General features: G+C 53.3%; 18 protein-coding genes. 16 read left to right on the top strand and 2 right to left on the bottom strand.

The window, feature by feature from the left end; translation table 11 throughout:
- Window positions 1–35 precede the first annotated feature (35 nt).
- Window positions 36–1,481, bottom strand: a complete 1,446-nt coding sequence (locus QET40_RS01300) for a family 10 glycosylhydrolase (protein ID WP_280125362.1) — start codon at window positions 1,479–1,481, stop codon at window positions 36–38.
- 159 nt (window positions 1,482–1,640) lie between these two features.
- On the opposite strand from QET40_RS01300, the gene QET40_RS01295 reads away from it, so the two are divergent.
- The 9 genes from QET40_RS01295 to QET40_RS01255 all read left to right on the top strand — a co-directional run bounded on the left by QET40_RS01295 (window position 1,641) and on the right by QET40_RS01255 (window position 8,668).
- Window positions 1,641–1,910 carry a hypothetical protein gene (locus QET40_RS01295; protein WP_280125361.1) on the top strand — a complete coding sequence of 90 codons (270 nt, stop codon included), beginning with the start codon at window positions 1,641–1,643 and terminating at the stop codon, window positions 1,908–1,910.
- A gap of 162 nt (window positions 1,911–2,072) precedes the next feature.
- Window positions 2,073–2,873 (top strand): ABC transporter permease, encoded by an 801-nt coding sequence (locus QET40_RS01290; RefSeq protein WP_280125360.1) that lies wholly within the window; start codon window positions 2,073–2,075, stop codon window positions 2,871–2,873.
- Between the two features lie 22 nt (window positions 2,874–2,895).
- Complete coding sequence (locus tag QET40_RS01285) at window positions 2,896–3,723, top strand: ATP-binding cassette domain-containing protein (RefSeq protein ID WP_280125359.1); 828 nt, start codon at window positions 2,896–2,898, stop codon at window positions 3,721–3,723.
- Window positions 3,724–3,731: 8 nt separating this feature from the next.
- Window positions 3,732–4,736, top strand: coding sequence for an MlaD family protein (locus QET40_RS01280; RefSeq protein WP_280125358.1), 1,005 nt, complete (start codon window positions 3,732–3,734; stop codon window positions 4,734–4,736).
- A 151-nt stretch (window positions 4,737–4,887) separates the two neighbouring features.
- Window positions 4,888–5,304, top strand: coding sequence for a hypothetical protein (locus QET40_RS01275; RefSeq protein ID WP_280125357.1), 417 nt, complete (start codon window positions 4,888–4,890; stop codon window positions 5,302–5,304).
- 163 nt (window positions 5,305–5,467) lie between these two features.
- Window positions 5,468–5,935 (top strand): phage holin family protein, encoded by a 468-nt coding sequence (locus QET40_RS01270; RefSeq protein WP_280125356.1) that lies wholly within the window; start codon window positions 5,468–5,470, stop codon window positions 5,933–5,935.
- A complete protein-coding gene (locus QET40_RS01265; protein ID WP_280125355.1) occupies window positions 5,896–6,294 on the top strand; it encodes a hypothetical protein in 399 nt (132 codons plus the stop codon). The genes QET40_RS01270 and QET40_RS01265 overlap by 40 nt, the downstream gene beginning before the upstream one ends.
- A 136-nt stretch (window positions 6,295–6,430) precedes the next feature.
- Window positions 6,431–7,516 carry a type IV pilus twitching motility protein PilT gene (locus QET40_RS01260; protein WP_280125354.1) on the top strand — a complete coding sequence of 362 codons (1,086 nt, stop codon included), beginning with the start codon at window positions 6,431–6,433 and terminating at the stop codon, window positions 7,514–7,516.
- A gap of 60 nt (window positions 7,517–7,576) precedes the next feature.
- Window positions 7,577–8,668, top strand: a complete 1,092-nt coding sequence (locus QET40_RS01255; protein ID WP_280125353.1) for a type IV pilus twitching motility protein PilT — start codon at window positions 7,577–7,579, stop codon at window positions 8,666–8,668.
- Window positions 8,669–9,370: 702 nt separating this feature from the next.
- On the opposite strand, the gene QET40_RS01250 is transcribed toward QET40_RS01255, so the two are convergent.
- Entirely contained in the window at window positions 9,371–9,664 is a 294-nt protein-coding gene (locus QET40_RS01250; protein ID WP_280125352.1) for an HU family DNA-binding protein, read from the bottom strand.
- Window positions 9,665–9,875: 211 nt separating this feature from the next.
- Here QET40_RS01250 and rnhC point away from each other — a divergent pair, with 211 nt between their 5' ends.
- The 7 genes from rnhC to QET40_RS01215 form a co-directional block, all read left to right on the top strand.
- Complete coding sequence (gene rnhC, locus QET40_RS01245) at window positions 9,876–10,805, top strand: ribonuclease HIII (protein WP_280125351.1); 930 nt, start codon at window positions 9,876–9,878, stop codon at window positions 10,803–10,805.
- Window positions 10,806–10,903: 98 nt separating this feature from the next.
- A complete protein-coding gene (gene coaD / locus QET40_RS01240; protein ID WP_280125350.1) occupies window positions 10,904–11,416 on the top strand; it encodes a pantetheine-phosphate adenylyltransferase in 513 nt (170 codons plus the stop codon).
- Window positions 11,417–11,554: 138 nt separating this feature from the next.
- Entirely contained in the window at window positions 11,555–13,039 is a 1,485-nt protein-coding gene (locus QET40_RS01235; protein ID WP_280125349.1) for a sulfatase-like hydrolase/transferase, read from the top strand.
- A gap of 82 nt (window positions 13,040–13,121) precedes the next feature.
- A complete protein-coding gene (locus tag QET40_RS01230) occupies window positions 13,122–14,189 on the top strand; it encodes an AAA family ATPase (RefSeq protein ID WP_280125348.1) in 1,068 nt (355 codons plus the stop codon).
- Complete coding sequence (locus tag QET40_RS01225) at window positions 14,186–14,932, top strand: hypothetical protein (RefSeq protein ID WP_280125347.1); 747 nt, start codon at window positions 14,186–14,188, stop codon at window positions 14,930–14,932. Before QET40_RS01230 ends, QET40_RS01225 begins: the two co-directional genes overlap by 4 nt.
- 143 nt (window positions 14,933–15,075) lie before the next feature.
- Window positions 15,076–16,650: a 3-phosphoglycerate dehydrogenase family protein gene (locus QET40_RS01220; RefSeq protein WP_280125346.1), complete on the top strand. Its 1,575-nt coding sequence runs from the start codon at window positions 15,076–15,078 to the stop codon at window positions 16,648–16,650.
- Between the two features lie 318 nt (window positions 16,651–16,968).
- Window positions 16,969–25,098: autotransporter-associated beta strand repeat-containing protein (locus QET40_RS01215; protein WP_280125345.1), on the top strand; the 8,130-nt coding region annotated here is incomplete at its 3' end.

Raw genomic sequence — 25,098 nt, 5'->3', positions numbered from 1 at the left:
AGAGAGATGAAAAAAGTGAGGGAACCTGGATTTTTTTACCTCATGACGGATGCCGCCGGGCCGGGAACTCCGTAGGGAGATATCCCCCTGACGGCTAGTGAAGCGGCATTGCCGATGAAGGAATTGGGTAGTGTCAGCTTTGTTTGATTGCCCGGCAGGAGGCATAACGTGCGCCACTGGGAACCGTAGCGGGCCTGAATGGCCCATTTTCGCGCGGGACGACCGCTGGGCGTCCATGTGAGCGATGTAACGGAGGAGTTGCCCGTGGCACTGAGATTGGGCTGTCCCGGTTCTGCGGATCCCGACCAAGGCATGGCAGGAGGGATTGCTGCATCAGGATAAAGAGCACGAATATGTTTCTGGATACCGTCTTTGTTCTGAAGGATGGAACGTATGCTCCAGAAGCATTGACCGGGGGCCGTACGCGCCAGGGAGCGGGAGTATTGAATCTGTCTGGCAATTTCGGAAGCCGGTCTTCCTGGATCTTCAGAGCTCTTAATACGGGCTGTGGCGATGCCGGGCCAAACGGGGCGGGACGGGTTCTGGGCAGCCCACCATTGCATCAGGGCAGGAAAACTCTGCTTGGCCGGTTCACACCTCCAGTAAAGCTGTGGTGCCAGGTAGTCCACCCATCCCTTGCGAAGCCATTTTCTGGCGTCGCAGGCAAGGTTTTCATAGGCATCGACTCCGGCTTCGATCCCGCTCGGATTGCCGGGCCTCCAAATGCCGAACGGACTGATACCGACGCGTACCCAAGGTTTGGCCGATTTGACCATGTCATACATGTCGGAAACGAAGGAATTAATGTAGTCACGGCGCTGGGAGTTGCTCTTGCCGTCGCGGAGGACGGCGGGAGGATAGGGGTAGAAGTAGTCGTCCAGATGGATTCCGTCGATGTCATACCGTTTCACGATGTCCTCAACGACACTCAAGACATGGCTTCGCGAGCGGGAGATACCCGGATCCAGCATCAGGACGCTGCCGGCGGGCTTGATGATTTCCGGGTGGGAAAGGGAGATGTGGCCTCTGCCTACGCTGTGGTTTTTGTTGGCTTTGGCCCGGAATGGGTTGATCCATGCGTGGAGTTCCAGCCCGCGAATATGGGCCTGGGCTGTTGCAAAGGCGAGGGGATCGTACCCCGGATTAACTCCCGGGCCGGAGAGCCATTGGCTCCAGGGCTCCAGCGAGGAGCGGTAGAGGGCATCGGAGTTTGGGCGTATTTGCAGGAAAACGGCGTTGAGTCTCAACTGGGCGCAGGTGTTCAGAATGCGGATGAGTTCCGCCTGTTGGGCTGCGGCGGAAAGGCCAGACCGGGAAGGCCAGTCAAGATTGTGGACGGTGGCTACCCATGCAGCCCGGAACTCCTGCCTGGGGGGAGGTACGTTTTCCCGGGAAGGCTGCCATGCAAGAAGAGGGGTGGCGGCCAGCAGCAGGCTCAAGGCCGTTCCGTATATTTTGCCGGATATCGAGCGGATTTTCATGGATGAATGCAACTGCGACAGATGTACCCGATAGGCGGGAGAATGTCCATCAGTCATCGGGACTTCCCCTATGGTTTTTCCTGTCAGAAATGACTGGGAAAGACGTTTTTTAAACAAAAATGCGCTTGGGCGTCACTATACAGATATATGAACGAACCGATGAAAAAGAAACTAAAATACGTTTGGCTTATTCCGTTGGCTGCCCTGGCTTTTCCTCTGAGTTCCTGTACGACGGATGCCTACGGCAATACTTCGGTATCTCCGGGAGGAGCCGTTGCCATCGGTGTGGGAGCTTTGGCTGCCGGAGCCATTGCCGGTGCAGCCATCCAGAACAATCACGATCGCAAGCACCACTACGACGACCGTTACCATGATCACCATCACCACAATGGTCATTACAGGCATGATTACCGCCATTACCATCGCTGAGGATGGGAATGTACGTCGGGAGTAATGATCAGTTGTTTCGAAAACGTTTTCCCCCGGACAACATGCGGCAGGGGTTCCTTTTCTTTGTTGTATGGATTCTTCTAAAGAGGAATGGTAGAATGATGGCTTGATTCGGTCTCTTGAACGTGTTTAGTAACATTCATGCATTTTCGCTTGCCGGCGACTCTGGGACGAATGGCCTTCAATGTATTGGATCTTTTTGGATCCATGGGCGTCCTGTTTTTCGGTTTCCTGCGGAGTTGTTTGTATGGGAAGTTCCGCTACCGGGTGCTTGTCGATCAAATCATGAGGATCGGTGTCGGTTCTCAGCCTGTTGTCCTGCTGACGGGAGTTTTTACCGGGGCTGTGCTGGAGGCCCAGACTCTTTTCCAGCTTCAGACGGTGAAAATGGAGACGATGGGGGGGGCGGTCGTAGCCGTGGGTATGTTCCGTGAGCTGGGTCCCGTCATTACGGGGTTGATGCTGGCGGGACGTGTCGGATCTGCCATGGCTGCTGAAATTGGCACCATGCAGGTGACGGAACAAGTGGATGCTCTGAGGACGATGAATGTCGATCCTGTGGACTACCTCGTCAAACCACGCATCCAGGCGATGTTGATTTCCACGCCGATTTTGATGCTGGAGGCTGTTCTGATGGGGGTTCTTGCTGCGTATGTGATCGGCGTTGTGTCTTTCAACGTCAACGAGGCCTACTGGCTCCACTTTATGCAGAAGTTTGTCGCAATCGGAGACTTGGTTTGTTCGGTTGTCAAGGCTCTTGTTTTTGCTATGTTGATCGGGATTATTTCCTGCCGGGAAGGAATGGCTACTGTAGACGGTGCCGTAGGTGTCGGGCGTTCGACAATGCGCGCCATGGTATATTCCGCCGTTTCCCTGCTGGTTGCCAATTTCCTGCTGACAATGGTGCTGAACCAGATTTTCCCGATGGGGTTCATGCGTTAACGAAATGACCGGAAGACGAATTATGCAAACACCCTACATTGAAGTTGACGGCATTACCCAGTCTTTTGGATCCCAGCGTGTGCTGGACGGAGTCAGTTTTGAGGTGAAACGCGGAGAACTTTTGGCGCTCATAGGCGGTTCCGGGGCGGGCAAAAGCGTCATCCTCAAACATCTTGTCGGATTGCTGGATCCCAAGTCGGGAACCGTCATGATTGATGGCAAGCGCATGAGCAATGTTCCCGAGGCGGACAAGGCACCTCTGCGTTCCAGGATCGGCTTTATGTTCCAGCAGGGGGCTTTGTTCGATTCCATGAGTGTTTTCGAGAACGTTGCTTTCCCGTTGATCGAGCAAGGTATTAAAGACGAAAACGAGATACGCTCCAGAGTGGAGGCCGCCCTGGCTTCCGTGGAACTGGACGGGCATGGTGACAAAATGCCGGCCAACCTTTCCGGGGGCATGATCAAGCGTGTAGCTGTCGCCCGGGCCATGGTGTCGTCCCCCGAGTGCCTGCTGTATGATGAACCGACGGCCGGATTGGATCCGGTCGTATCCGACAATGTCAGTTTCATGATCCGCCGCATCTGCATTCGGGAAAACATTACGACGCTGATCGTTACGCATGACATGAGCAGCGTTATTCATATCGCCGACCGGGTGATCTTTCTGGACCGGGGTAAAGTCCGCTGGACAGGTACGCCGCTGGAATTGGTGAAGACGGAAGACCCTCTTTTGATGAATTTCGTCCGCGGCTCGTCGGGCGAGGACTGGAAAACCCTGCAGGGGGAACCCAGACCGAATTTTCAGGAAAAACTGATTAACGAAGCAATTCGAGAACGTTATCACATTTGATTATTTTTATGAGTAAAAAAACCAGAACGGAAACATGGGTGGGGCTGTTCCTGCTGATCGGGATTATCCTGGTGACGGTTGCCGTCCTCTCCGTCGGCAATTTCAAAACATCTTCGGATACCACATATCCTATCAGTATCATGTACAAGGATGCCGCCGGATTGATCAAGGGCTCCCAGCTTCGACTGGGGGGGGCTTTTGTCGGAGAGGTTGTGTCTCCCCCGGAATTGACGGAAACCGGCAACAGGGTCATCGTTCACGTCAGAATCAACAAAGCCGTCAGGATCCAGGTCGGTTCGGATTTTCGCATCGACATGCAGAACCTCCTTGGAGACAAATACATCGACATTGTTCCTCCCGAAGAACCGACTAATCAGTACCTGCCTCCAGGTTCCCTCATTATGGGACAGACGGAAAGCGATCTGAACAAGATCAAGAACAATGCCGTCCAGGCCAGTCAGGATGTGGTAAACCTGTTGCGCAAGCTGGACGAAAACTTCGACAATATCGAACGGGCGATCAACGATATTTCCTATGCGGCCAAAAGCCTGGCGGAAACAACCCGGAAAATCAACGAAGGGATCTTATCTACGGAAAACGTTTCCTATGTAAACGGAATCCTTAGAAATACCGACGAAACGACCCGGAAGATGCCGGAGATGATCGACGAAGCCCGCAACTCTCTGGTGGCGCTGAACGATACCATGACCGATGTGCGAGACGTAACTAAATCGATTGGAGAGAAACTCAATCTTCTGGATCCGGCTTTCCGGGATGCGGCTCCGACCATGGCTGCTGTCCGCCAGACAGCCAACAACGTTTCGACAATAACACAGGATATCCGCAAGGGTAGGGGAACCGTCGGAACGCTCATGTATGACAAGTCCTTCAAGGAACAGATCGAACAGTTTATCCGCAATCTTCGCGATTATGGCATTCTGCGGTACAGGAATCCCGATGAACCTCCGCCTTCGACCGATCCGCGAACAGGTTATTCCGGAAGTCGCCGTTGAGCGGAATGACAGATGATGGTAACATAGGCAATGAATTCAGCTTGCAAATCATCCTCGCCTCCGCCAGAATCCTACGTAGAAGAGAAACGGGCGAGACGTAAAAACAACGCTTTCTTTTCAACGAGAACCATTTTTTCAGCATCTAACGATTATGGACAATACAGAAACCAATACTCCGTCTTTTGAACACGCTAAGGATGAATTGAAGACTGCCGCAACGATTGCTGCCGACGCTATGACCGAAGCTGCCGATGTGGTTGCCATTCAAGCCGTTCAGGCTCGTGACGTGGCTGCCGGTCGTTTCAAGCAGGCTCGCGAATTTGCCGCTTCCAAGGTAAGTCAGATCCGTCAGGCTGCCGGAGAACAGGCTTCCGTCATCCGTGATTACGCTGTCAGCAAGGCCTCCATTGTCCGCCGCAAGGCTGGCGAAGGCTGGGACGATACCCGTGACAAAGCCAAGGAACTCCATTCGGCCGGCGAAGAATACGTCAAGGCTCATCCGACCAAGTCCGTATTGATTGCGTTAGGTGTGGGTGTTCTTCTGGGAGCTCTCCTGCGCCGCCGCTGATGGAACGTGCCAGAAGGGCACGAGTTGCTCAATTCTTTCTCCGGCACCTGATATTTCAAATAGGCAGGGAGGGGGATTGACTATACTTTGTTCCTTCTGGTTGTTACGCAAATGAATATGTCCAGTCTTCCCGGACGGGGAGGGTGAACTTCTGAAGGCGAATATGATGAATATCTTTTCCAGATTGTACGATTTCGTTCCCTTGGTTACCGGCTTGTTCGGAAGGGGGAACAGTCGAAATGAGGGAGAAGGAATGAGCCGTTCCCTGTCGATGATCCTGTCGGCAGGACTGGACCATGCTCATTCGCTTTTTTCCCTGTTCCTTCTGGAATTGGGAGAAGCGGCCGAGAGGTTGCGCGGTAAGGCAATCTGCCTGGCGGCGGGCGTATTCCTGCTCTTCTTTACCTACATTTTTTTCTGTATAACGGCAACGGTTCTGCTGAATATTTGGCTGCATAGCCTTCTGTTGGCTTGTACTATTATGTTCGCCCTGCACTTGATCGGCGTGGTTGTTGCCTTTGTGCTGGCCTCCCGCATCAAAGTCGGTCCGGTGGCGCCGGAAACGCTTCAAGAACTTCAATCCGATTACGAATGTCTGCAAATTGCCATCAAAGAAAGCAGGAACTCCTGACCCGGTTGGCCGAATCCCGCGTTGAAATGCTGGATGGAGTTGAACGAATAACGTCCAGAGTGGAAACTTCTCTGGACTGGTTGGGAAATGTCCGGTCGGGAATCACCCGGCATCCGGGCATTTGGATTGGCGGTTCCTTGGTTTCCGGCCTTTTGGCAATCAAGATTCTTTCCGGCTTGTTCGGACACCGTCGTCGATGCTGCGGTGCTTCCGCTGAGGAGCCAAGAAGAAGAGGATTGCTTTCGGGGGCTTTGTCCGGGACGGTCAACTTATTGATCATGACGGCTCTTCCTTCTTTACGCACTTTTGTTCAGGAGTTTGTCCGGAACAAGATGTCTGCCTGGATCAAGGAGCGGTGATAATTCCGTGATATGTTTATTTTTTGTGCCGGACTTGCCGTCCGGCATTTTTTTTACGCTTCTCTCTGTTTTTTCTGGTCAAGAAGAAGGGTGATAGGTTAGTGTGCCATATTATCATCTTTGTTGTAATCAGGACATGAGTGAATATATTTTGCCACATGTGGACGGTTATCTGAAGATCGGGCAGGATTTCGATTGCTCCGATATTCATTTGGCCGTGAATACCCCTCCGACATGGCGTCGGTATGGACAGTTGATGCCGATTTGGGCGGAAGCTCCCAAATTGACTCCGGCTGATACGGATACCCTTGTCCGTAGTTTCCTGCTGGAGAGGGAATGGAACCGTTTGCAGGAACGCGGTGACGTTGATTTTGCCTATTCTAACGACTTTGGCCGTTATCGTGCTTCCGTCGTCAAGCAACGCCTCGGCTACGATCTCTGCTTCCGTATCATTAATACCCAGGTGCGCACGATGGACGAAATCGGGTTGCCTACGGAAGACATTATTCCCCTGACTCGTTTTAACAACGGCCTGATCCTGGTGACCGGTTCTGTCGGTTGCGGTAAATCAACCACGCTGGCGTCAATCGTCGATTTCATCAACCAGGACCGACAAGACCATATCATCACTCTGGAAGACCCGATCGAATACATCATCAATAGCAAGGGCTGCCAAGTCAACCAGCGAGAAGTCCACAAACACACCGAATCTTTCGCCAGGGCGCTTCGCGGCGCTCTCCGTGAAGACCCGGACGTCATCATGGTCGGTGAAATGCGCGACTTGGAAACGATTTCTCTTGCTTTGACTGCTGCTGAAACGGGCCACCTTGTGCTCGGTACCCTGCACACGGGATCCGCCGCTCGTACGGTTGACCGTGTTCTGGACGTGTTCCCCGTCGAACAGCGTGACCAGATCCGAATTATGGTCAGTGAATCCCTTCGAGGCATTATTTCCCAGCAACTCGTTCCCCGCGCCGACGGCAGAGGACGTGCTCTTGCCATTGAAATGCTCGTCAACACGCCCGCTATCGGCAACTGTATCCGTGAAGGCAAAACCTTCATGATCCCCGGTTGCATCCAGACCGGCAAGGCTCAGGGAATGATCCTCATGGACGACTCTCTGAGGGCTCTGCACAAGGCAGGCATTATCTCGACCGAAGAGTGCCTGTTCCGTTGCGATGACAAGACGATCATGAAAACCTATCTCGGCATCAAGGACTGATCAGAATCCACCAAATCACATCGATTTTTCAACCATTAATTTTGAAGGAACAATCAAGCCATGGCCGTTATTGACCAATATTTCCGTTACCTTGTCCAAGAAGGCGGGTCCGACTTGCACGTCAGCGAAGGACAACCCCCCAAGGTCCGTATCAACGGATCTATCGTCCCCATCAACGATACGCCTCTGGAAGGCGAATCGTTCAAAAACATGTTGGCAGAAATCTGCGATGCCAAATCCTTCCATACATATCTGGAAGAAGGCGATCTCGACTTTGCCTATGAAATGGACGAGAACTCGCGTTTTCGATGCAACTTCTTCAAACAGCAAAACGGTCTCGCTGCCGTTTTCCGTTTGATTCCGACGAAGATCGCTACGCTGGAACAGCTTGGCGTACCGGAAGCCGTCAAGCAGTTCGCCCATCTTCGCTCCGGTCTTGTGCTGGTAACGGGACCTACGGGTTCCGGTAAGTCCACGACACTGGCCGCTATCATCGACTACATCAACAGCAACCAGTCCCGGCACATCATTACGGTGGAAGAACCGATCGAATTCGTCCACAATAACAAATCCTCGATCATCACCCAGCGTGAAGTGCCTATTCAGACCCCATCGTTTGCCGACGGCCTCCGAGCTTCCCTTCGTGAAGACGCCGATATTGTGCTCGTGGGTGAAATGCGAGACTTGGAAACGATCTCTCTGGCCCTGACGGCTGCGGAAACCGGTCTTCTGGTTTTCGGTACCCTGCATACGAACAATGCCCGCAAGACGGTTGACCGTATTATCGACGTGTTCCCCTCGGAACAGCAGTCGCAGGTGCGTACCATGTTATCCGCATCCATTCGCGGTGTTGTCGCTCAGCTCCTGATGAAGCGCAGCGACAAACCCGGTCGAGTAGCCGTCAACGAAATCATGTTCGCTACGCCTGCCGTCAGCGCCATTATCCGTGAAGGCGCCACCCAGAAACTGGCCGACGTCATCGTCGGCGGCAAGAGCATGGGTATGCAGTTCATGGATGATGCCATCTGGCAGAAACTCCAGCAGGGCATTGTTTCTCCGGAAGAAGCCTACATGAAGAGTATCGATAAGGCTCGTTTCCGCAATTTCCTGCCGGCGGCGTCCAAAAAACTCGGTGATGCCGGCGGCGTCTAACTGCAAGAACAAGCATCAATTTTGTTAAACCCGAAGGGCTGTCTTTCTCGTGAAGGACGGTCCTTCGACTCTGATGGGCATCGACTTCTGGCTACTCCTGTCATCAATACGGTCAATACGCCGGATCGCCTGATGGGGATCGTCGGCGGGAACGTGTTCGGTCGCGAATCGCTTGGGGAACTCCGGGTGCAGGTCGCGCGCAGGACTTGGGTGACACTCGTAGCGAGGGGAACGTGGGTTTCCTGTCCAATCCCGATTTCAGCCGCAAGGTGGAGGGGAACAAGGTGGAGGGGAACAAGGCGGGGGGACGACGGGGCTCCAGTTCGGGGCAGGATTGAGCCTTCCTTCGGGCGACCAGGGAACGATATTCGTGGATGCTACGGCGGACATCCGCAGCGGGATGACATCGGCGAGCGGCAGCATCGGCTACCGGTACAACTTCTGAAGTAGACGCAATACAATAGGAACACCCGGCCCCCCTCTTGCTTGTGTTTTTCAAGCGGGTCAAGAGGGGGACCTCGTTTTATGTCCTATGAAATCGATCTATTGCAAAAAAGTCCATCCATGAAGAAATTTGTTCTCATCCCAATTCATATTTTCCCTTCTCGGAAAATGAAGAAAGGACTACCTACCGAGGTAAAAACCTTGGTGAGATAGTCCTCTCACTGAAGTAGCCCGGATCTCGAAGGATCCGGGAATTAATTAGAGTTCGGAAACTTTTTCCTTCAATTCCTTGCCAACCTTGAACTTGACAACGGAACGGGCAGGGATGGGAACATCCTTGTCCGGAGCTTTCGGGTTGCGGCCAACCTTGGCCTTGACTTCCTTGACATGGAAGGTACCGAAATTACGAATGACGACGCGGTCTCCGTCGGCAAGAGTGGAAGAAATGATGTCAACAGCACGCTGAATAACATCGAACACTTCAGTCTGAGTCAGTTGCGTTTCTGCGCTAATCTTGTTAACGAGGTCACGTTTGGTTAATGTGTTAGCCATAATATAAATTGATACTGTGTGGAGTGGATGTCTCTCTCTTATCAGACATTCAGTTTTTGTCATTCAAAAAAACAGCCATTGTGACATGAATGTGTTTTTTCCTCATTTTTGGACTAAAAAGTCTTATTTTACTTGACGTTTGAGGATTTTGACGTCTCGATAATGGAGGCGATTTGACTCGGCATTTCCAGGGAAAAAAACGACTTTCGGTATGGGAACAATTTCTACAATATTATTGACGGATGATCAGTCGGAACGTCTGCGTTCCCTATTGGAAGAGAATGGGTATGAATTCAGGAAAGTGCCTTATGCCCGGTACAGTTACACGCGTCCGGGATTGACGGTAACGGTTTATGAAAAAGGAAACAAGTTGCTTGTCCAAGGAAAGGATGCCGAGGAATGGGTGGAGTTTACGCTGGAACCGCAGATTTTGGGCCAGAGCATGTTTTCTCTTACAGCCGGAGGAGGAACTCCCGCCGGGAAACTTGAGCCGTGTACTCCCCATTTCGGAATCGATGAAAGCGGCAAGGGAGACTACTTCGGTCCGCTTGTCATTGCTGGAGTGTATGTCGATGAGGTTATCGCGGACAGGTTGACAACGCTGGGAGCATGCGACAGCAAACTCGTTTCTTCATCTTCCAGAATCCGTTCCCTGGCCTCTGCCATCCGGAAGGTGCCTGGCATCCAGTATGTCGTCGTGAGCGTTGGTCCGGAACGCTACAATGAACTCTATGAGCATTTCAAAAATTTAAATACTTTTCTGGCTTGGGGACATACCCGTGTGATTGCCGGATTGCTGGAGAAGGTGCCTTCGTGTCCCCGTGCTTTGAGTGACCAGTTTGCCCATGCTTCCGTGTTGAAGAGGGCTCTTGCCCAACGGAAGCTTGACATTAAGTTGGAGCAAAGAACCAAGGCAGAGAGCGATGTCGCCGTGGCCGCAGCTTCCATCCTGGCTCGTGAGCGTTTCGTCAACTGGATGGACGAGGCTTCGCAGGCAGGCAAAGTGAAATTGCCGCTGGGGGCATCCCGACAGGTGATTGAGGCTGCCAGGAAACTGATGGAGGTCCATGGGGAGGAAATGCTCTCCAAAGTTGCCAAAATGCACTTTAAAACAACGCAGTCCGTTCTTCCGGGCAAGTAGGCCTGTGGACGGATCCTGGACGTGGGGTAGGGAAGAATTGCAACGGATTTGTTTTTTTCGCTTGGTCGGCGAGTACAGTACTGCTATAGGGGCTGGACATGAAACGCAGGGCAGTTTATGCGGGCAGCTTTGACCCCTTGACCAACGGACACCTTTGGATGATTCACCAAGGGGCCGCGATGTTCGACCAGTTGATCGTTGCAATTGGGACGAATCCCGATAAAAAATACACCTTTTCCCATCAGGAACGTCTCGACATGCTCAACGGCGCCCTGAAAGACTACCCCCATATCAAGATTGCCGAGTTTCATAACCGGTTTCTGGTGGATTTTGCCCTGGATCACGGAGCGTCATTCATGATTCGCGGGATACGGTCCACGCAGGACTACGAATACGAACGCGTGATGCGTCATATTAATGCCGATATGGCTCCAACCGTATCGACGGTGTTTCTGATGCCCCCTCGCGACATTGCGGAGTTGTCTTCCAGCATGGTGAAGGGATTGATCGGGCCTGACGGCTGGGAGGAACAGGTTAGCCGATATGTTCCGTACAACGTGTTTGAATTGTTGAAAAAACGCCAATCTGCGCCTCATGACGAGGCCGTGTAAGGTCTTTATTTCCGGATTTTTTTATAGAGTCGCGGATTCCCTTTCTTGCCGGTGCGAGACGGGATGGGCTCGACATTCGACGGAAGGGAAGGTAGGTTTCAGGAAAGCGGTGGTCTGCCCCGCTAATAAATTTGCCGTATGAACCGTCCTCTTGTTCGTTATATCCTGCCTGTTTTCCTGGGTTCCGCTTGTGTGATGCTTTCCCGGAAAATCCGTCCCGGAAAGAAGGATCTTCCGAATATCCTGCTGTTTGCGGTCGATTCCCTGGGATGGCAGGATACGTCCGTTCCTTTTTCCTGTTGTGACGGATTGCCGGAGGCAATGCCGTTGAACTCTTTTTACAACACACCCGGCATGGAACTGCTGGCTCAGCATGGGGTCAGGATGACTCATGCCTACGGAGCCTGCGATGAACGGAGCGGAGTTGTTTCCCTGATGTCGGGATTGGATCCTGCCCGCTTCACCGGGCTTTCCCCTGATACGGAGATCGTCTTGCAGAATATGTGTTCCCCCGGTGAAAAAACAGATGCCGTCCGCATGGCGGATCTGGCTCATTTGATGAAAAAAGGAGGATACAGGACAATTGTTTCCGGCAGTACGGAGGAAGAAAAGCAACATGGTTTCGATGTTCGGAGATCGACAGAGGGCGAATCCGGTCTGCATGAGGAAATCGGACGTGCCGTTCATGAAGGGATCCCGTTCTTTGCCTGTGTAAGACGCAATGTCCATTCCATGATGGGATCGTCCGTTCGTCATGAAGGATCTCTCCCGGAATTGGGAGAAAATATCAAGGTGGAGGGAGATGCCTTGCTCCGTTATGCTTCGTCTGTCGAGACAATGGATGCCTCTTTGAGAGGCTTGCTCCAGTGTCTGGAAGATCTTGGAGCCGCCGGACGCACGCTCGTTTTGTTCGTTCCTCTGAGCGGAGGCGATTCCCCCATTCAGAAAAGTCTGGCAGGCAATGTCTCCTGGGTGGAGGAGGTTGGGGCGGTTGCTCCTTTGCGGGGCAGGAAGTATTCCCGCTATGAAGGAGGAGGGCGCGTTCCCATGATAGTCTCCTGGGCGGAACACGATCCGCAGGAACCGTGCCAGCAAGCCTTGCCAATTGTACCGGATTCTGTTCAGGAGGCTATTGTTTCCGTTCAGGACATTCTGCCGACGCTGGCTACCGTGGCGGGAGTGAAAGTCCATGAACGTGTGGATGGCTACAATATTGCCGATTACCTTTCCGGTGCTTCCGAAGGGGAACGCCCCCAATGGATTGTCCGGCATTTCCCGTTTTCCCACCCCTACGGAAGATTTTATACATCGTTAAGGATCAGGGAATGGAAGGTTATTTACAATTATTATGACGACTATGCAGAGACGGGAAATCCCGCCTGGCAGTTGTTCAACCTGAAGACCGATCCTTCCGAAAGCCGTAATTTGGCGGACGACCCGTCCTGTACGAAATTGCTGTCCGTAATGTCGGGCAAGTTGGCAGCCTACTTGGAGTGCATTCATGCGCCTCATCCTTTTTTGACGGATCCCGAATCTCCCCGTGTAAACGGTCGCCGTACCGTTACGGGAACGGCCGTGATCCGTTTTCCGGGCGATACCGGGGCAGGGGTGCAAGCCGGATGACCTCATCGCGGCCGTTTTTTCTGTCTGCTGGAAGAAATGCCGATTGTTTCCATCCCAATTCTTGGTATGGTAAATTGCGTCTATGATTCGAGAACTGGTCGTTGAGGGATTCACTGTTTTTCCGGACAAGGAAAAATTTGAATTCGTTCCGGGAATCAACGTAGTGGTCGGGGGGAATGATTCAGGGAAGAGCCATTTGTTGAAATTGTGTTATTCCCTGGCAAAGTGGAGTTCCGGCGGTGGCCGCAAATCCCTGCCTGACAAATGGGCGGAGGAATTGCGGCTGAGAAACGATTTGATGCGCGTGTTTTCATCCCGCAATTTATCCGGCTTGACCGCTCTGAATCGAGGAAATGACCATGCCGGCGTGTTTGCCTCGATGATTGGCGATGGAGTTCCGGATCGGATGGGAGACATCCGGTTCCGTTTTTGTTCGACGGAGGAGGAAGAGGGGCTGCACATTGACGAGATGCCGAAAAGGTTCCTGAACAATCCGGTCGTTTTCCTGACGGCTCGCGAGGTGTTCGCCATTTTCCCGAGTTTTGTCCAGTTGGGGGCCAAATTCCCAGAGGTGCTGGACGGAGCATGCTGGGATTTATGCCGGGCTTTGGAAATTCCGATGAAACTGTCTCCTGACGATGTGGCACTGGGAAGAGTGCTGGGAAGAATCCAAAAGATCCTGTCCGGCAATGTCATTTTTCAGGACGGAAGATTTTATTTGTCGCGTCCGGGACAGCAGGCTATGGAAATGAGCTTGGTCGCGGAAGGGTTCAAACGTCTTGGCGTGCTGGATTGTCTGATTAGGAACGGTACTGTAAACAAGGGTTCCATCCTGTTCTGGGATGAACCGGAGATGAATCTCAATTCATTCCATTTGCCTTTGCTTGTCAAAGTTTTGACAGGATTGGCGAAAGCCGGTGTCCAAGTAGTGCTTTCATCCCACAGCCTGTTTTTGCTAAGGGAGCTGATGATTCAACTCTCCGAACGGCGCAACGAGCAAGTCTCCCGTAGGTTTTTCGGACTCAATGTCCCCCATGAAAATCGGCTTGGCGTTCGCGTTAACAGCGGCAATTCCTTGGAGGATATTGGCCCTATCGAGTCGCTGGAGGCGGAAATTGAACAGGCCGACCGTTATCTGAAGCTTGTATGAGCGCCGGAAAAGACACATCCTTCGTCGAAGGCGTGCACCGTTTCTTGATTGATCCGGGGTATGTGGTGTGCCGCATCGAATGTTCGCAGTTTTATTCCCGGCAGTCCCAAAATTTTTGCGGTGGTTGTAAGGAAATGGACTTTCTCCTGTATCATCCGGGGAAGAGGGAGCTCTGGCTGATTGAGGTTAAGGACTATCGCTTTGACGCGCGTCCGAAAGTACGCGAATTAATCAATGCTCTGTGTCGCAAGGTTCGCGATACTTTGTTTCTTTTAAGGACAGCTGCGATCTGCTGCCCCGAGGAAACCCCTCTGGAGGGGATCTCCCTGCGCGAGTTTTCCCGCCTTTGCGAAGGTGCCCGGACGGTGCGCCTGGCTTTCCTGATGGAAATGGGGACGGATAAATTGTTCCCTCAGGGAACCTTGCTGGCCAACATCCGTACTATCCTTGCCGGGCACATGAAATTTATTGATCCTAACCTGATCTGTGCTCCGATTACGTATCCCGGCAGAATTGGACCATGGTTTGTGACTCCTGCCCATGGCGACGTCAGTAAACGCGTTGAAGTGCGGCGTAAAAAAGGGCGCCTCAAGGAGGAAATTGCCGGCGAGTTGAGACGGAGTCAAAAAATCGAAGAAGCCCGGGAAACTCCTGAAGCCCAGCCTCCGCTTTGGAAACGCCGCTTGATGGAACGGGAAAACGGACGGAAAGGCAACCACGCCTCCCGCCGCAAGGGAGAGTGATACCTGATTATAAGGGCTGGAGGGCATGCTATGGATTCGTTGCATAGGCATTGTTTTACCTCTCTTTTCCGATTGTCCGGGATTGGAGCTTGTCTTCCTCCGATTCCCTGAGATGATATTGCTGCCCTAAGAAAGGCTTCATCATGAAAAAGGTACTTATTCCTACAAAGTTGGCCGGAGTAGCCGCATCCATGCTTCAAACTGCCGGATATGAAGTTGTGCAGGACGCCGATACTCCGCTCGCCGAGCAGGTGAAACAGCATCCCGATGCTGTCGCCGTGATTGTCCGCAGTGAAAAGGTGACGCCTGAAATTATGGACTCCCTCTCTTCCTTGAAGCTTGTGATCCGGGCCGGAGCCGGCTACGACAACATTGATATTGTCTATGCCCGCAAGAAAGACATCGATGTGATGAATACGCCGGGTGCCAACTCCAATGCCGTTGCCGAAGAGGTCATAGCCATGGTGCTTGCCCACTTCCGGCACATTGTGCAGGGAGACCTGACGACTCGCCAGGGACTTTGGGAAAAGAAGAATATGATGGGAACCGAATTGACTCGCAAGACAGTCGGCATTGTCGGCCTGGGCAATATCGGTCGTTCTCTTGTGAAGCGGTTGCAAGGCTTTGAACCGACTCTGCTGGGGTACGACCACTTCCTGGCCAAGCAGCGAGCCTTGATCATAGGGGTGACCCCCGTTTCCCTGGAGGAACTTTTTTCCCAGTCCGATATCGTGACTCTCCACGTGCCCGGCGGTCCCGCTACCAAAAACATGGTCGGGAAAGAATTCCTGAGCCTGATGAAAGATGGTTCCGTCATCGTGAACTGTTCCCGTTACGGTGTGGTAGATGAAGAAGCCCTGGCCGCCATTCGCGCAACGGGTAAAAAAATTGCTTATTTGACGGATGTCCACCCCCAGGATGCTCCAGGCGACAAGCCGTCTGCGGCCGTGGCGGATTTGATCCTGCCTCACTTGGGAGCCAACACGAAAGAAGCCAACTTGACCGCGGCACGTCGTTCCGCCGAGCAGTTGATTGCCTATTTCGATGAAGGGGACACCTCCTGCGTCGTCAATGCCGAATTCCCGTCCGGACTCAATCCCGCCCATCTCCGGCTCTCCATGATGCTGGGAACGCTGGCTCGCAAGGCTGGGGGTGAACAGGCCATCCGACGTATCGACTGCACATTCTATGGTGATTTGAAACTGTTCCGCAAATGGTTTACTCCCCACATTCTGGAAGGGGCTTTGCCCAATGCGGAAAAAGGATTGATGCCTGCCGCTGCCGATCAGTCGTTCAAAGAACACGGTATCGTTTTCAAGGCTCGCGAACCCAAGGACGATGTCCCTTACGGAGATTCCATCACTCTGGATTTCATGACCGAAGGTCACGGCGGCGAATCCGTATGTACAAGTGTCCGCGGGCTTGTGGCGGAAGGAGTCCCTATGGTGTCGCGCCTCGGTAATTTCAATGGCCTGTACTTTGACCTGCGCGGTCATTCCATCTTTTTCCGCTATGCGGACAGACCGGGGGTTATTGCCTGCATTGCCTCCGTTTTGTCGGACAACGGGATCAATATTGACAATATTGTCGCTCCCGGCGACAGCGTATCCGGAGAAGCTCTGGCCGTCTTGAAGACAAACAAGCCTGTTGCCGACGATTTGCTGAAGATGATTGCCTCGGCAATCGAAGCAAGAATGGCATTTTCTGTGGATTTCTGATCGACTGATTATTGTCTTAGAATCACCAACAGCCACCGTGGAAGAAAATATTCCACGGTGGCTGTTGGCATATTCAAAGAACATTGGGATAACCAGCGGATAAGCGGATTCACAATCCGTTAAAATTTCAAACAAAGTACTTAAAGCAAACATTGTAACGTTTTTTAACGTTGCTGATCAATCAATATACCAACTGGTTTTCGTATTTGTAAGATACTCGTAATAAGCATTTACCATAAATGCATTACTAATTTTTGATATTATTCATTGAAAGCGGATTGTGAATCTGCTATTTTCTAACGTAACCTACTACTGAAAATGAAACTGCGACTTCCTTTACTACTTCTTTCAGCTATTTTAACGTGTTATACGAATGTTCATGCAGAGACAACAGCTGTCTGGATTGGTCCTGACGGAGACCATACTGCCGATGCATGGAACACGCTCGCTAATTGGAAAGACTATGTAGATCAGCCCAAGGGACCTGGAATCAATGAAGACGGGCAGAATGGAACTTACGATCCCATTGAGTTTGATGCGGCCGGTGTTCTCTCATTTACGGGTCTCAAGTTCGAAGGTTGGACGTTTCGTCTTGAATTAAAAAACCTCACAAATCTGACGTTGTCGGGAGAAACGAAAAAGATTCAAGGTGGAGGTTATTTGAAAGTCGATCAAAATTCCAAACTTGTATGGAATATCCTAAACAATGGGCAAGGATCAACGGGAAACGATTTTTCTCTCGACGTCCAATCATTCCAAGGAATTGAGTTCCAAAAATCTCTGACTTATTCAACCAAATCGCTTGGGACATTGACTGTTTCCCTGGGGTCGGTGGGAAGTATTCTTTCCTCTTCATCCGCCGCTTCATTACATGCCAATGTGAGCATCAAGTTTACCGACACGACACTGTTGCAATATGGTCAGGAGCATTTTTTGACAAATGTCGGGCAGTATGGCGTCAAGGAGCTAGCGGAAGGGCAGACAAATTATATCCTTTATACCCGCAAATTGTGGGATCTTTCAGGCAATGCGACCAGTACGGGAGGAACGGTAGCGGCTTCCGGACATTCTTTTACGTTGAATGATTCGACTTCGTTGACTCTTTCCGGTTCCGCTTTGTCCGCCGATGCGGATTCGGCGAACAAGTTTTATGTCTATCGTGGAGGAGATGGTGCATTGTATGTTGATTACGTGACATCATCTACGGATGTTTCCAATATGTTTTCAACATGGACGGGGGCAACGGGGACATGGAATGCCACCAATACGAATTGGCACAATTCTACGGGAGAATCTATTCCTTTTACGCAAGGAAGCATAGCGCTGTTTACGAAAGATAATTCCGGGACCGTTACCATTGACGGAGAAGTCAATCCTCTCATGATGAAATTTACGGGAGGCAGTTATACCTTTAACAATAAGGACGCGGCTTCCAAAATTATCACGACGGGAGCTGTCCTCATCAGTGGAGATGCAGACCAGGAGCCTTATGTGGAATTCACCGGAACCAATGCCATTACCGGATCGATCACTATTGAGAACGGCACTTTGAAATTATCTCACGCGAATGCTGTTACGTTTGGAAACATTAGTTTGAGAGGAGGGACTGTGCAGTTGAATGCCTCCGGATTCGGGGATTTCAAGACTGTTGCAGGGATGAATGGCACTTTGCTCTTTGATCAAGGGGCGACAATGGGAAAACTGACATTGGGTGACGGGGCTCTGACAATTGCCGGGAATGCTGCAATCGGTTCTCTTCTATTGAATGGATCGGGGACTCTCAATGGAGCAGAGGGATCGTCACAGATGATTGGCTCGTCAACATCGGCGGGGAGTATTGCACTCAAAAACGGAACGCTGGATGGAATGAATATTGATTTGACTGGTGGGGTCAATGGTCAGGGAGGAACTGTAACCATTAAAAATTCCAACCTTGTCATATCTAACTACTTCCATGCGGGGGAAAATGGATCTGGGGCCACTGTGATGTCCTTGGAAAATACGAATGTTATCATCAAGGGAAGTGGAGAGAATCAGGGCATTTCCTATTCTCTAGGATTGGGAGACTGGCACAACGCCGATCAAATGACGGTCAAAGGGGGAAAACTCCTGATGCAGTCGAACCTGCTGCTTACCTTAGACGGTGCATCTTCCTTAACCTTGCAGGACAATACATTTTTCGGAGCTCAGGGGATTATTATGTCTCGTGAGAATATAAAATCCACTTTTGTTCTCAATGATGGAACAGTCGTTTTAGGTAGCGGGGGCTGGACAAAGCATAATCCTAGTGCACCAACGGAGATTAACTTGCAGAAGGGAACGATCGGAGCATCCGCAAACTGGTCTTCTTCTCTGAATATGGTTTTGGGCGATCCCGATTCGGAAGGGATTGAAGAAGTGATTTTCGATACGGCCAAATACAATATTGATTCCGCAACTTATGCTTATACTCAATCGAATGAAGGCACTACGATAACGCTTTCCGGGGAATTGAGCGGAGAAGGCAAATTGGTGAAGAAAGGGGAGGGAACGCTCGTTTTGAGCAAAGATATCAATAAGTATACGGGAGGTACGGATATCCTTGGCGGTACGATTGTCATGGGGGCGGCAGGTTCCCTGAGTACCAAGGAAATTACATTTGATTCCAAGACAGGGGCGGCTCAGTTGACTCTGGCTGACGTTATCGGTACAACATTGACCAACGAAATCAAGGTTCTCTCCGGCACCAATACCATTTATCATACCAAGGAGGACATGGTTCTCTCCGGTCCGGTGACGATTTCCAAAGGCGCTGCCCTTCAGATTGGCAGTTTGATGCAGGATACGATCAGTATTGCGGAGCTCAAGGGATTGGGAGAATTCAAGATCATTAATTCCCTGCGCGATACGACATTGGGGGGGACTAATCCAGACCATGGCAAGGAAGAAGCCAAGGGGGGCTGGGACTACTTCGTATTCCTGACGGGGGCCAATGCCGGTTACTCGGGCGATGTCTCCATCGTGGATACGAAAAGCGAATCACCCGACAAGGTTTACGGTAGCCAGCTGGTTCTGGGCAATAGCGATGCTCTGGCTCGTTCGTCAGTGACACTGAACGGTTATTCCGCCTTGAACATCCAGGCGGACAGCGCTTCCATCAAAGGGCTTTCGGGAGATGGCTGGGTGTCGACGTACAAGGATTCAACCGCAGGAAAGACCTATAAACTGACGCTGACTCCGGACAAGGATTACTCCTTCTCGGGGATCATTCAGGACGGCAACATGACGGGCCTTGGTTCCGGCAAGCTGGCGTTGGAGATGAACGGGACCGGGAGCCAGAAACTGACTGGCGAAAATACCTATACGGGGGGTACGATATTGACGGCCGGAGAGTTGAGAATTGAGAAGGAAGCTGCTCTCGGCAACGGAGGAATGGTGACATTCAATGGCGGGACGCTGGTGGCAGATGATACTTTGGATATTTTCTCCCATACGGTCACGGTCAATTCCGGTAAGAGTGTCCATCTGGCTGCGGTAGACGGCAAGACAATTACTTTATCCACCCTGCAATTTTCCGGAACAACCAATTCCAATCATGTAATGGCCGGTTTAGCCGGAGCCAAGGGTACGGTGGTACTCGGCAATCTGACTAATGGCGGCGTTCTGGAAGGGACTCTGTCCGTGCTTGGAGATGTGACTCTCCGTCTGGCCAATGATGATGATTCGGGGACGGTAACCGTACGGCATAGTTCTAAGAACGGAACGCTGGATGCGATAGCCGGAACACTGGAGAAGACCGATGGAACGCTTCGCGTCGAACTGGAGTCCGACGGTAGTCTTTCCGGTCGTCTGAAGGCGGAGAAAGGAATATTGGAACTCGTCGGGACGGGATCTTCCCGTTCCCTGTTGCTGACGGGTACTCTTGAAGGAGATTCGATGAAGTTGGGGGCAAATGCGGCTGTAACCGTCGGTACGGACACCCAGTCCGGGACGATATCGGTAGATAACGTACTGACTCTGGATGGCGGAACCTTGAATCTGTCCAACGGGACGGTGGCCGTGAAAAACGTGAAAGCTCTGACCGGCGGTTCTTTGAATCTATCCAGTGGGTTGGTGACGGTGGAAAATGTGCTGACTCTGGATGGCGGTTCCTTGAATTTGTCCGGTGGTACGATGGAAACAGAAAATCTTGCGTTCGGAACATCGGCATCGACATCCACACTGGCCTTGTTGACTGGTGGTCAATTGACAGTTGGGGCTTCGGGCGTTACCGGTTCGGCGGGAACACTGGAACTGGGCGGCGGTACGCTCAAGTCGTCAGCTGCCTGGAGCACGACCCATGTCGCCGTGCTTTCGGCGACGGGCTCCGATGCGACGACGATCGACACGACGGGTGGGGACATCACCCTGTCGGGAAATCTTTCCAACAAATCGGGCGTGGCGTCCGTGAACCTGGTGAAGTCGGGTTCGGGCGTACTGGAGCTGGGAGGAGGCAACGCCTCGCTCTCCGGCAACATCAAGGTGACGGGGGGAACGCTCAAGGCGGCTTCCTCCACGGCCTTCGGGGCTGCGTCTAACGAAATCCTGACGGAAGGGGCGAAAATCGACCTCAACAGCCAGACCCTGTCCAACTCGCTGGTCTTTTCGGGAGATTCGACGCTGTCGGGAACCTCGGCAGGCTATGCCGGAGCGGTGCATGCCAAGTCGGGAACGCTGACCTTGTCGGACGCCTCCGCCGTCCTGAAGGACGTAAGGGTCTTGGCTGGAGCGACACTTAAAGGAACGAATCTGTCGATAGGTGGCACGCTGACGCTGGACCTTTCCGACATGCTCACAAGGAACAATTCTCCGTATGTTCAGATGGTTGATCCTCTTGGAGGAACGACTTCGTTGAAACTGGACAACTTCCTCCGTACGACGGAGGATCAGGCCGCCGGAGCATACAAACTGATCTCCGTCACAGGGGATTCCGCCTTGGATGCGGGAGAATTTAGTTGGGAGAGGAAGGGGGTTGCGACGGATGCTTATCTTTACACGCTGGTTACTTCGGTAGATGGGGATACCAGCAACAAGAACCTCTACCTGCGCCTGGCCCGTATCGGTACCTGGGTCTGGAACAGCGGTAATTCCGGTCATACGGGATCGGTGTGGGCGGGAAACGTAGATGGGCCATGGGATCAGCAGGGTTTCCAGGGGGGACCGGACGGACAGAAAGTTCAGTTCGACGATGCTGCCTCGATGAAAACCGTGACGATTTCCGGAACAGTGTCTCCCTGGTCGTTGGATATTATTAATAGCGCCGGTAATGACTATATCTTCCAAGGAGAAGGTTCCCCGAACGACGGCATCGGAAACTATGGAGAGCTCGATGTTTCTCTAACAAAGAAGGGGACTGGCAAGCTTTCTCTGGCATCCAATCTCAAGAATACCTATTCGGGAGGGACTTATCTCTACGACGGTACGATTGAAATGGGGAACTCCAATTCCCTGGGAACAGGGATTGTCGATTTCCTGGGCGGTACGTTGGGCAACGTCGCGGGAACGGATGTGACGATTACCAACGTGTTGACCGACGCCATTCCCGAATCGGCTATCGGCATCACGGACAAGCAAGCCATCAAGCTTCTTGCCGCTCCCGGGACAACGCTGATAGTAGACCATTCCTCGGGCGGCGGCCTCGTCTTCGATGACTCCGGTAAAAACGATGCGGCAGTCTCCATTTCCGGTACGGGACTTGTACAATTGTCCGGACTGGCTGCTGACGCGAAACTTTCCGGAACGGTTTCCGTTTCAGACGAATCTTCGCTGGAACTGGTCAATGCAGTCCAGCAAGGTTCGGTCACCCTCTCCGGGAAGCTCTCCGGCGTGGCGGGTACCCTTGAAAAAACCTCCGGTACTCTCGTTCTGAACCTCCTCAACGAAGGGGATACCTTCGGCGGTACGTTGAAGGCCGATGCCCTCACCGTCAGCGCCGTCGGTTCGACGGCTACCGACAAATCCCTGGGACTTTCCGGCACGATGTCGGCCTCCGGTTTGATCCTTTCCGACGGAGCCGAACTCAAGCTGCTTTCCGGCGGAAAACTTACCGTTGATGGGACCATCTCCGTCAACTCCGACTCCGGTCTCACCCTCGCCGGCGGTACGCTGACGCTGGGCAACGCCGCCACCTCCTCTGCAACCGACGTTCTCGGCGGCACGGATGGCACGGTCATTTTGGGCAACGGAACTCTCACCGCGGCCACAGGCAGCTCGGGCTGGACAGCCTCCCATGCCATGACTCTTTCGGGCACGGGCGAGAACAGAACGCTCGTCAGTCTCGGCGACGGACAGACTGTGACCCTGGGCGGAGCCCTGAGCGGAGACGGCCTCTTGACCAAGCAAGGGGGAGGCACCCTCGTCCTCGGCAACGGCGGCAATACCGTCTCCGGCGAGATCGCGCTGAAAGAAGGCCGTCTCGAACTTGCCGACGGAGCCAGCCTCGGAACATCCCATGTCACCGTCTCGGGCGGTACTCTTGAATTGAATGATCAGAATGTTGGAGGAGCTACCCTTACGGTTACAGGCGGTATCCTGTCCGGAGCTTCGAACTACGCTCCCACAGGCGGAGTCGCGGTCGAACTGACCGGTCAGGCGGCTCCCGTCGACCTGGGCGGCCTCGACGGCAGTGCCCTCACCAGCATCCATCTTGGCGCAGGTGCCTCCTCCGGCGGTCTCGACTACGGCAGCTCCATCACCGGGCTCACGGGCAATATCTCCATTTCCGGAGACGGAGCTACGCCCAACGTTCTCCTGACCGCCGGCAGCGGCAATGCCCTCATCGGCGGCAGCTCCGGCAGCGCTCAATCGCTCATCTCCTTCGAGACGCCGGGGGCATCCCACCAGGTCTACCTCGGCGACATGCAGATCAACCTCACCGACGGCCTGCTGGAAGAACTCCACGACCTCCGGGCGGAAGGCACCACCATCCTCCTCCAGCTCACCGACGGAGCCCTCGCCGTCACCGATCCTCTGACGCGCACCGCCAACGGCATTAGCGACGCGGCCCACGCATGGCTCAGCTCCATCCGCTTCAACCCCGTCCTGGAATACCTCGGCTATGCCGTCCGGCGCAACCTGGATGCCGACGCCCTGCAGGCCAACCTCGACGCGGGCCGCCTGGCCGTCACCGCCGGCGGGGAAATCTACTACGCCACCGACGCAGCCCTCGACGGAAATGCACAACATCGGGTTGATCTGACCAAAGAAGCGACTTCGCAAGATCCATCCACCACCCACTACGTCTACTTCGACGCCTACAAGATGGTGATGATCAACGCCGACCTCAACGTCGTCATGAGCGGAGCCCCCGGCGACGCGTCAACCCTTGGCCTGCACGTCGAAAACCTCTCGGGTGGCCTCAACTCCGCCACCGGGGAACGCTACACCCTTGAGTTCGAAAACAACCTCGGCACCGACAGCGTCGCCCGTGTCGAACTGGTCAACGGCAGCTACAACGGGCGCAACCTCGACACCGTCTACGAAGGCAACCTCAAGGCAGGCATCGTCGACTTCGTCAAGACGGGCACGGGATCGCTGACCATCAACGGCGACGTGACCATCGACGGCGGTATCGAAACGCGGGAAGGCACCCTCGTCCTCAACGGGCATAACAGCCTCGAAAGCCTCACCGCCGGCACCGGAGACGGCCTGACCGTCATCGGAGGAGAAACCCTGGTGAAGGGCGTATACGGGCAGGGAGGCACCCTGGAACTGCGCGGAGTGGACTCCCGCCTGGTAGTCACCGGAAGCGACACGATGGACCTGGCCACCCACATCACCGGAGACGGCACCTTCTCGATGGCTTACGGGACGCTGCGCCTGGTGGACGGAGGCGACTTTTCGAGTGACTCGACGCTCGAACTCCAATCGGGCTCCGTCCTCGACGTGGCCGGCGGCAACGACGTCACCGTCGGCCTGCTGACGGGAGCGGGCATCGTGCGCTTCAACGGAACGGGCAGCACCCTGACCGTGAAGAGCGACCGCGACTCGAACCTCAGCATCGCCTTCGAAGGCCGGGGCACCCTCGCCAAGGAAGGCCGGGGCACCCAGACCCTCGGCGTAGCCTCGAAAGACCTCAGCCTTGCCGTGCGCGAAGGCACCCTTGTTCTCTCTGCACACGACGGTAATTACGATCGGGTCACGGTCGGCACAGGAAACGGGAAGGCCACTCTGCGTCTGGCGGAAGACATCCTCATTAACAGCTTGACTGTTGGTACCCATGGACGCCTCACCTTAAACAGTGGAGAAAATCGTCCGGGCATCCTCTCCTGCGCCGGCAACGTCGACCTGCAATCCGGCTCCACCCTCGACCTCGTCCTGCCCAACCCGATCGCCTCGATCGACGCGGACGGACACATCGCCCTGGGCGACGGCGTCACCCTCAACCTCGTCAACGGCAGCCGCGACGGGAGCTGGAAACCCTCCGACACC

This window comes from Akkermansia sp. N21169, assembly GCF_029854675.1.
Lineage (GTDB): Bacteria > Verrucomicrobiota > Verrucomicrobiia > Verrucomicrobiales > Akkermansiaceae > Akkermansia.
Note: the sequence above shows the minus strand (reverse complement) of the source record. Positions and strands in the feature narration are given on the sequence as shown.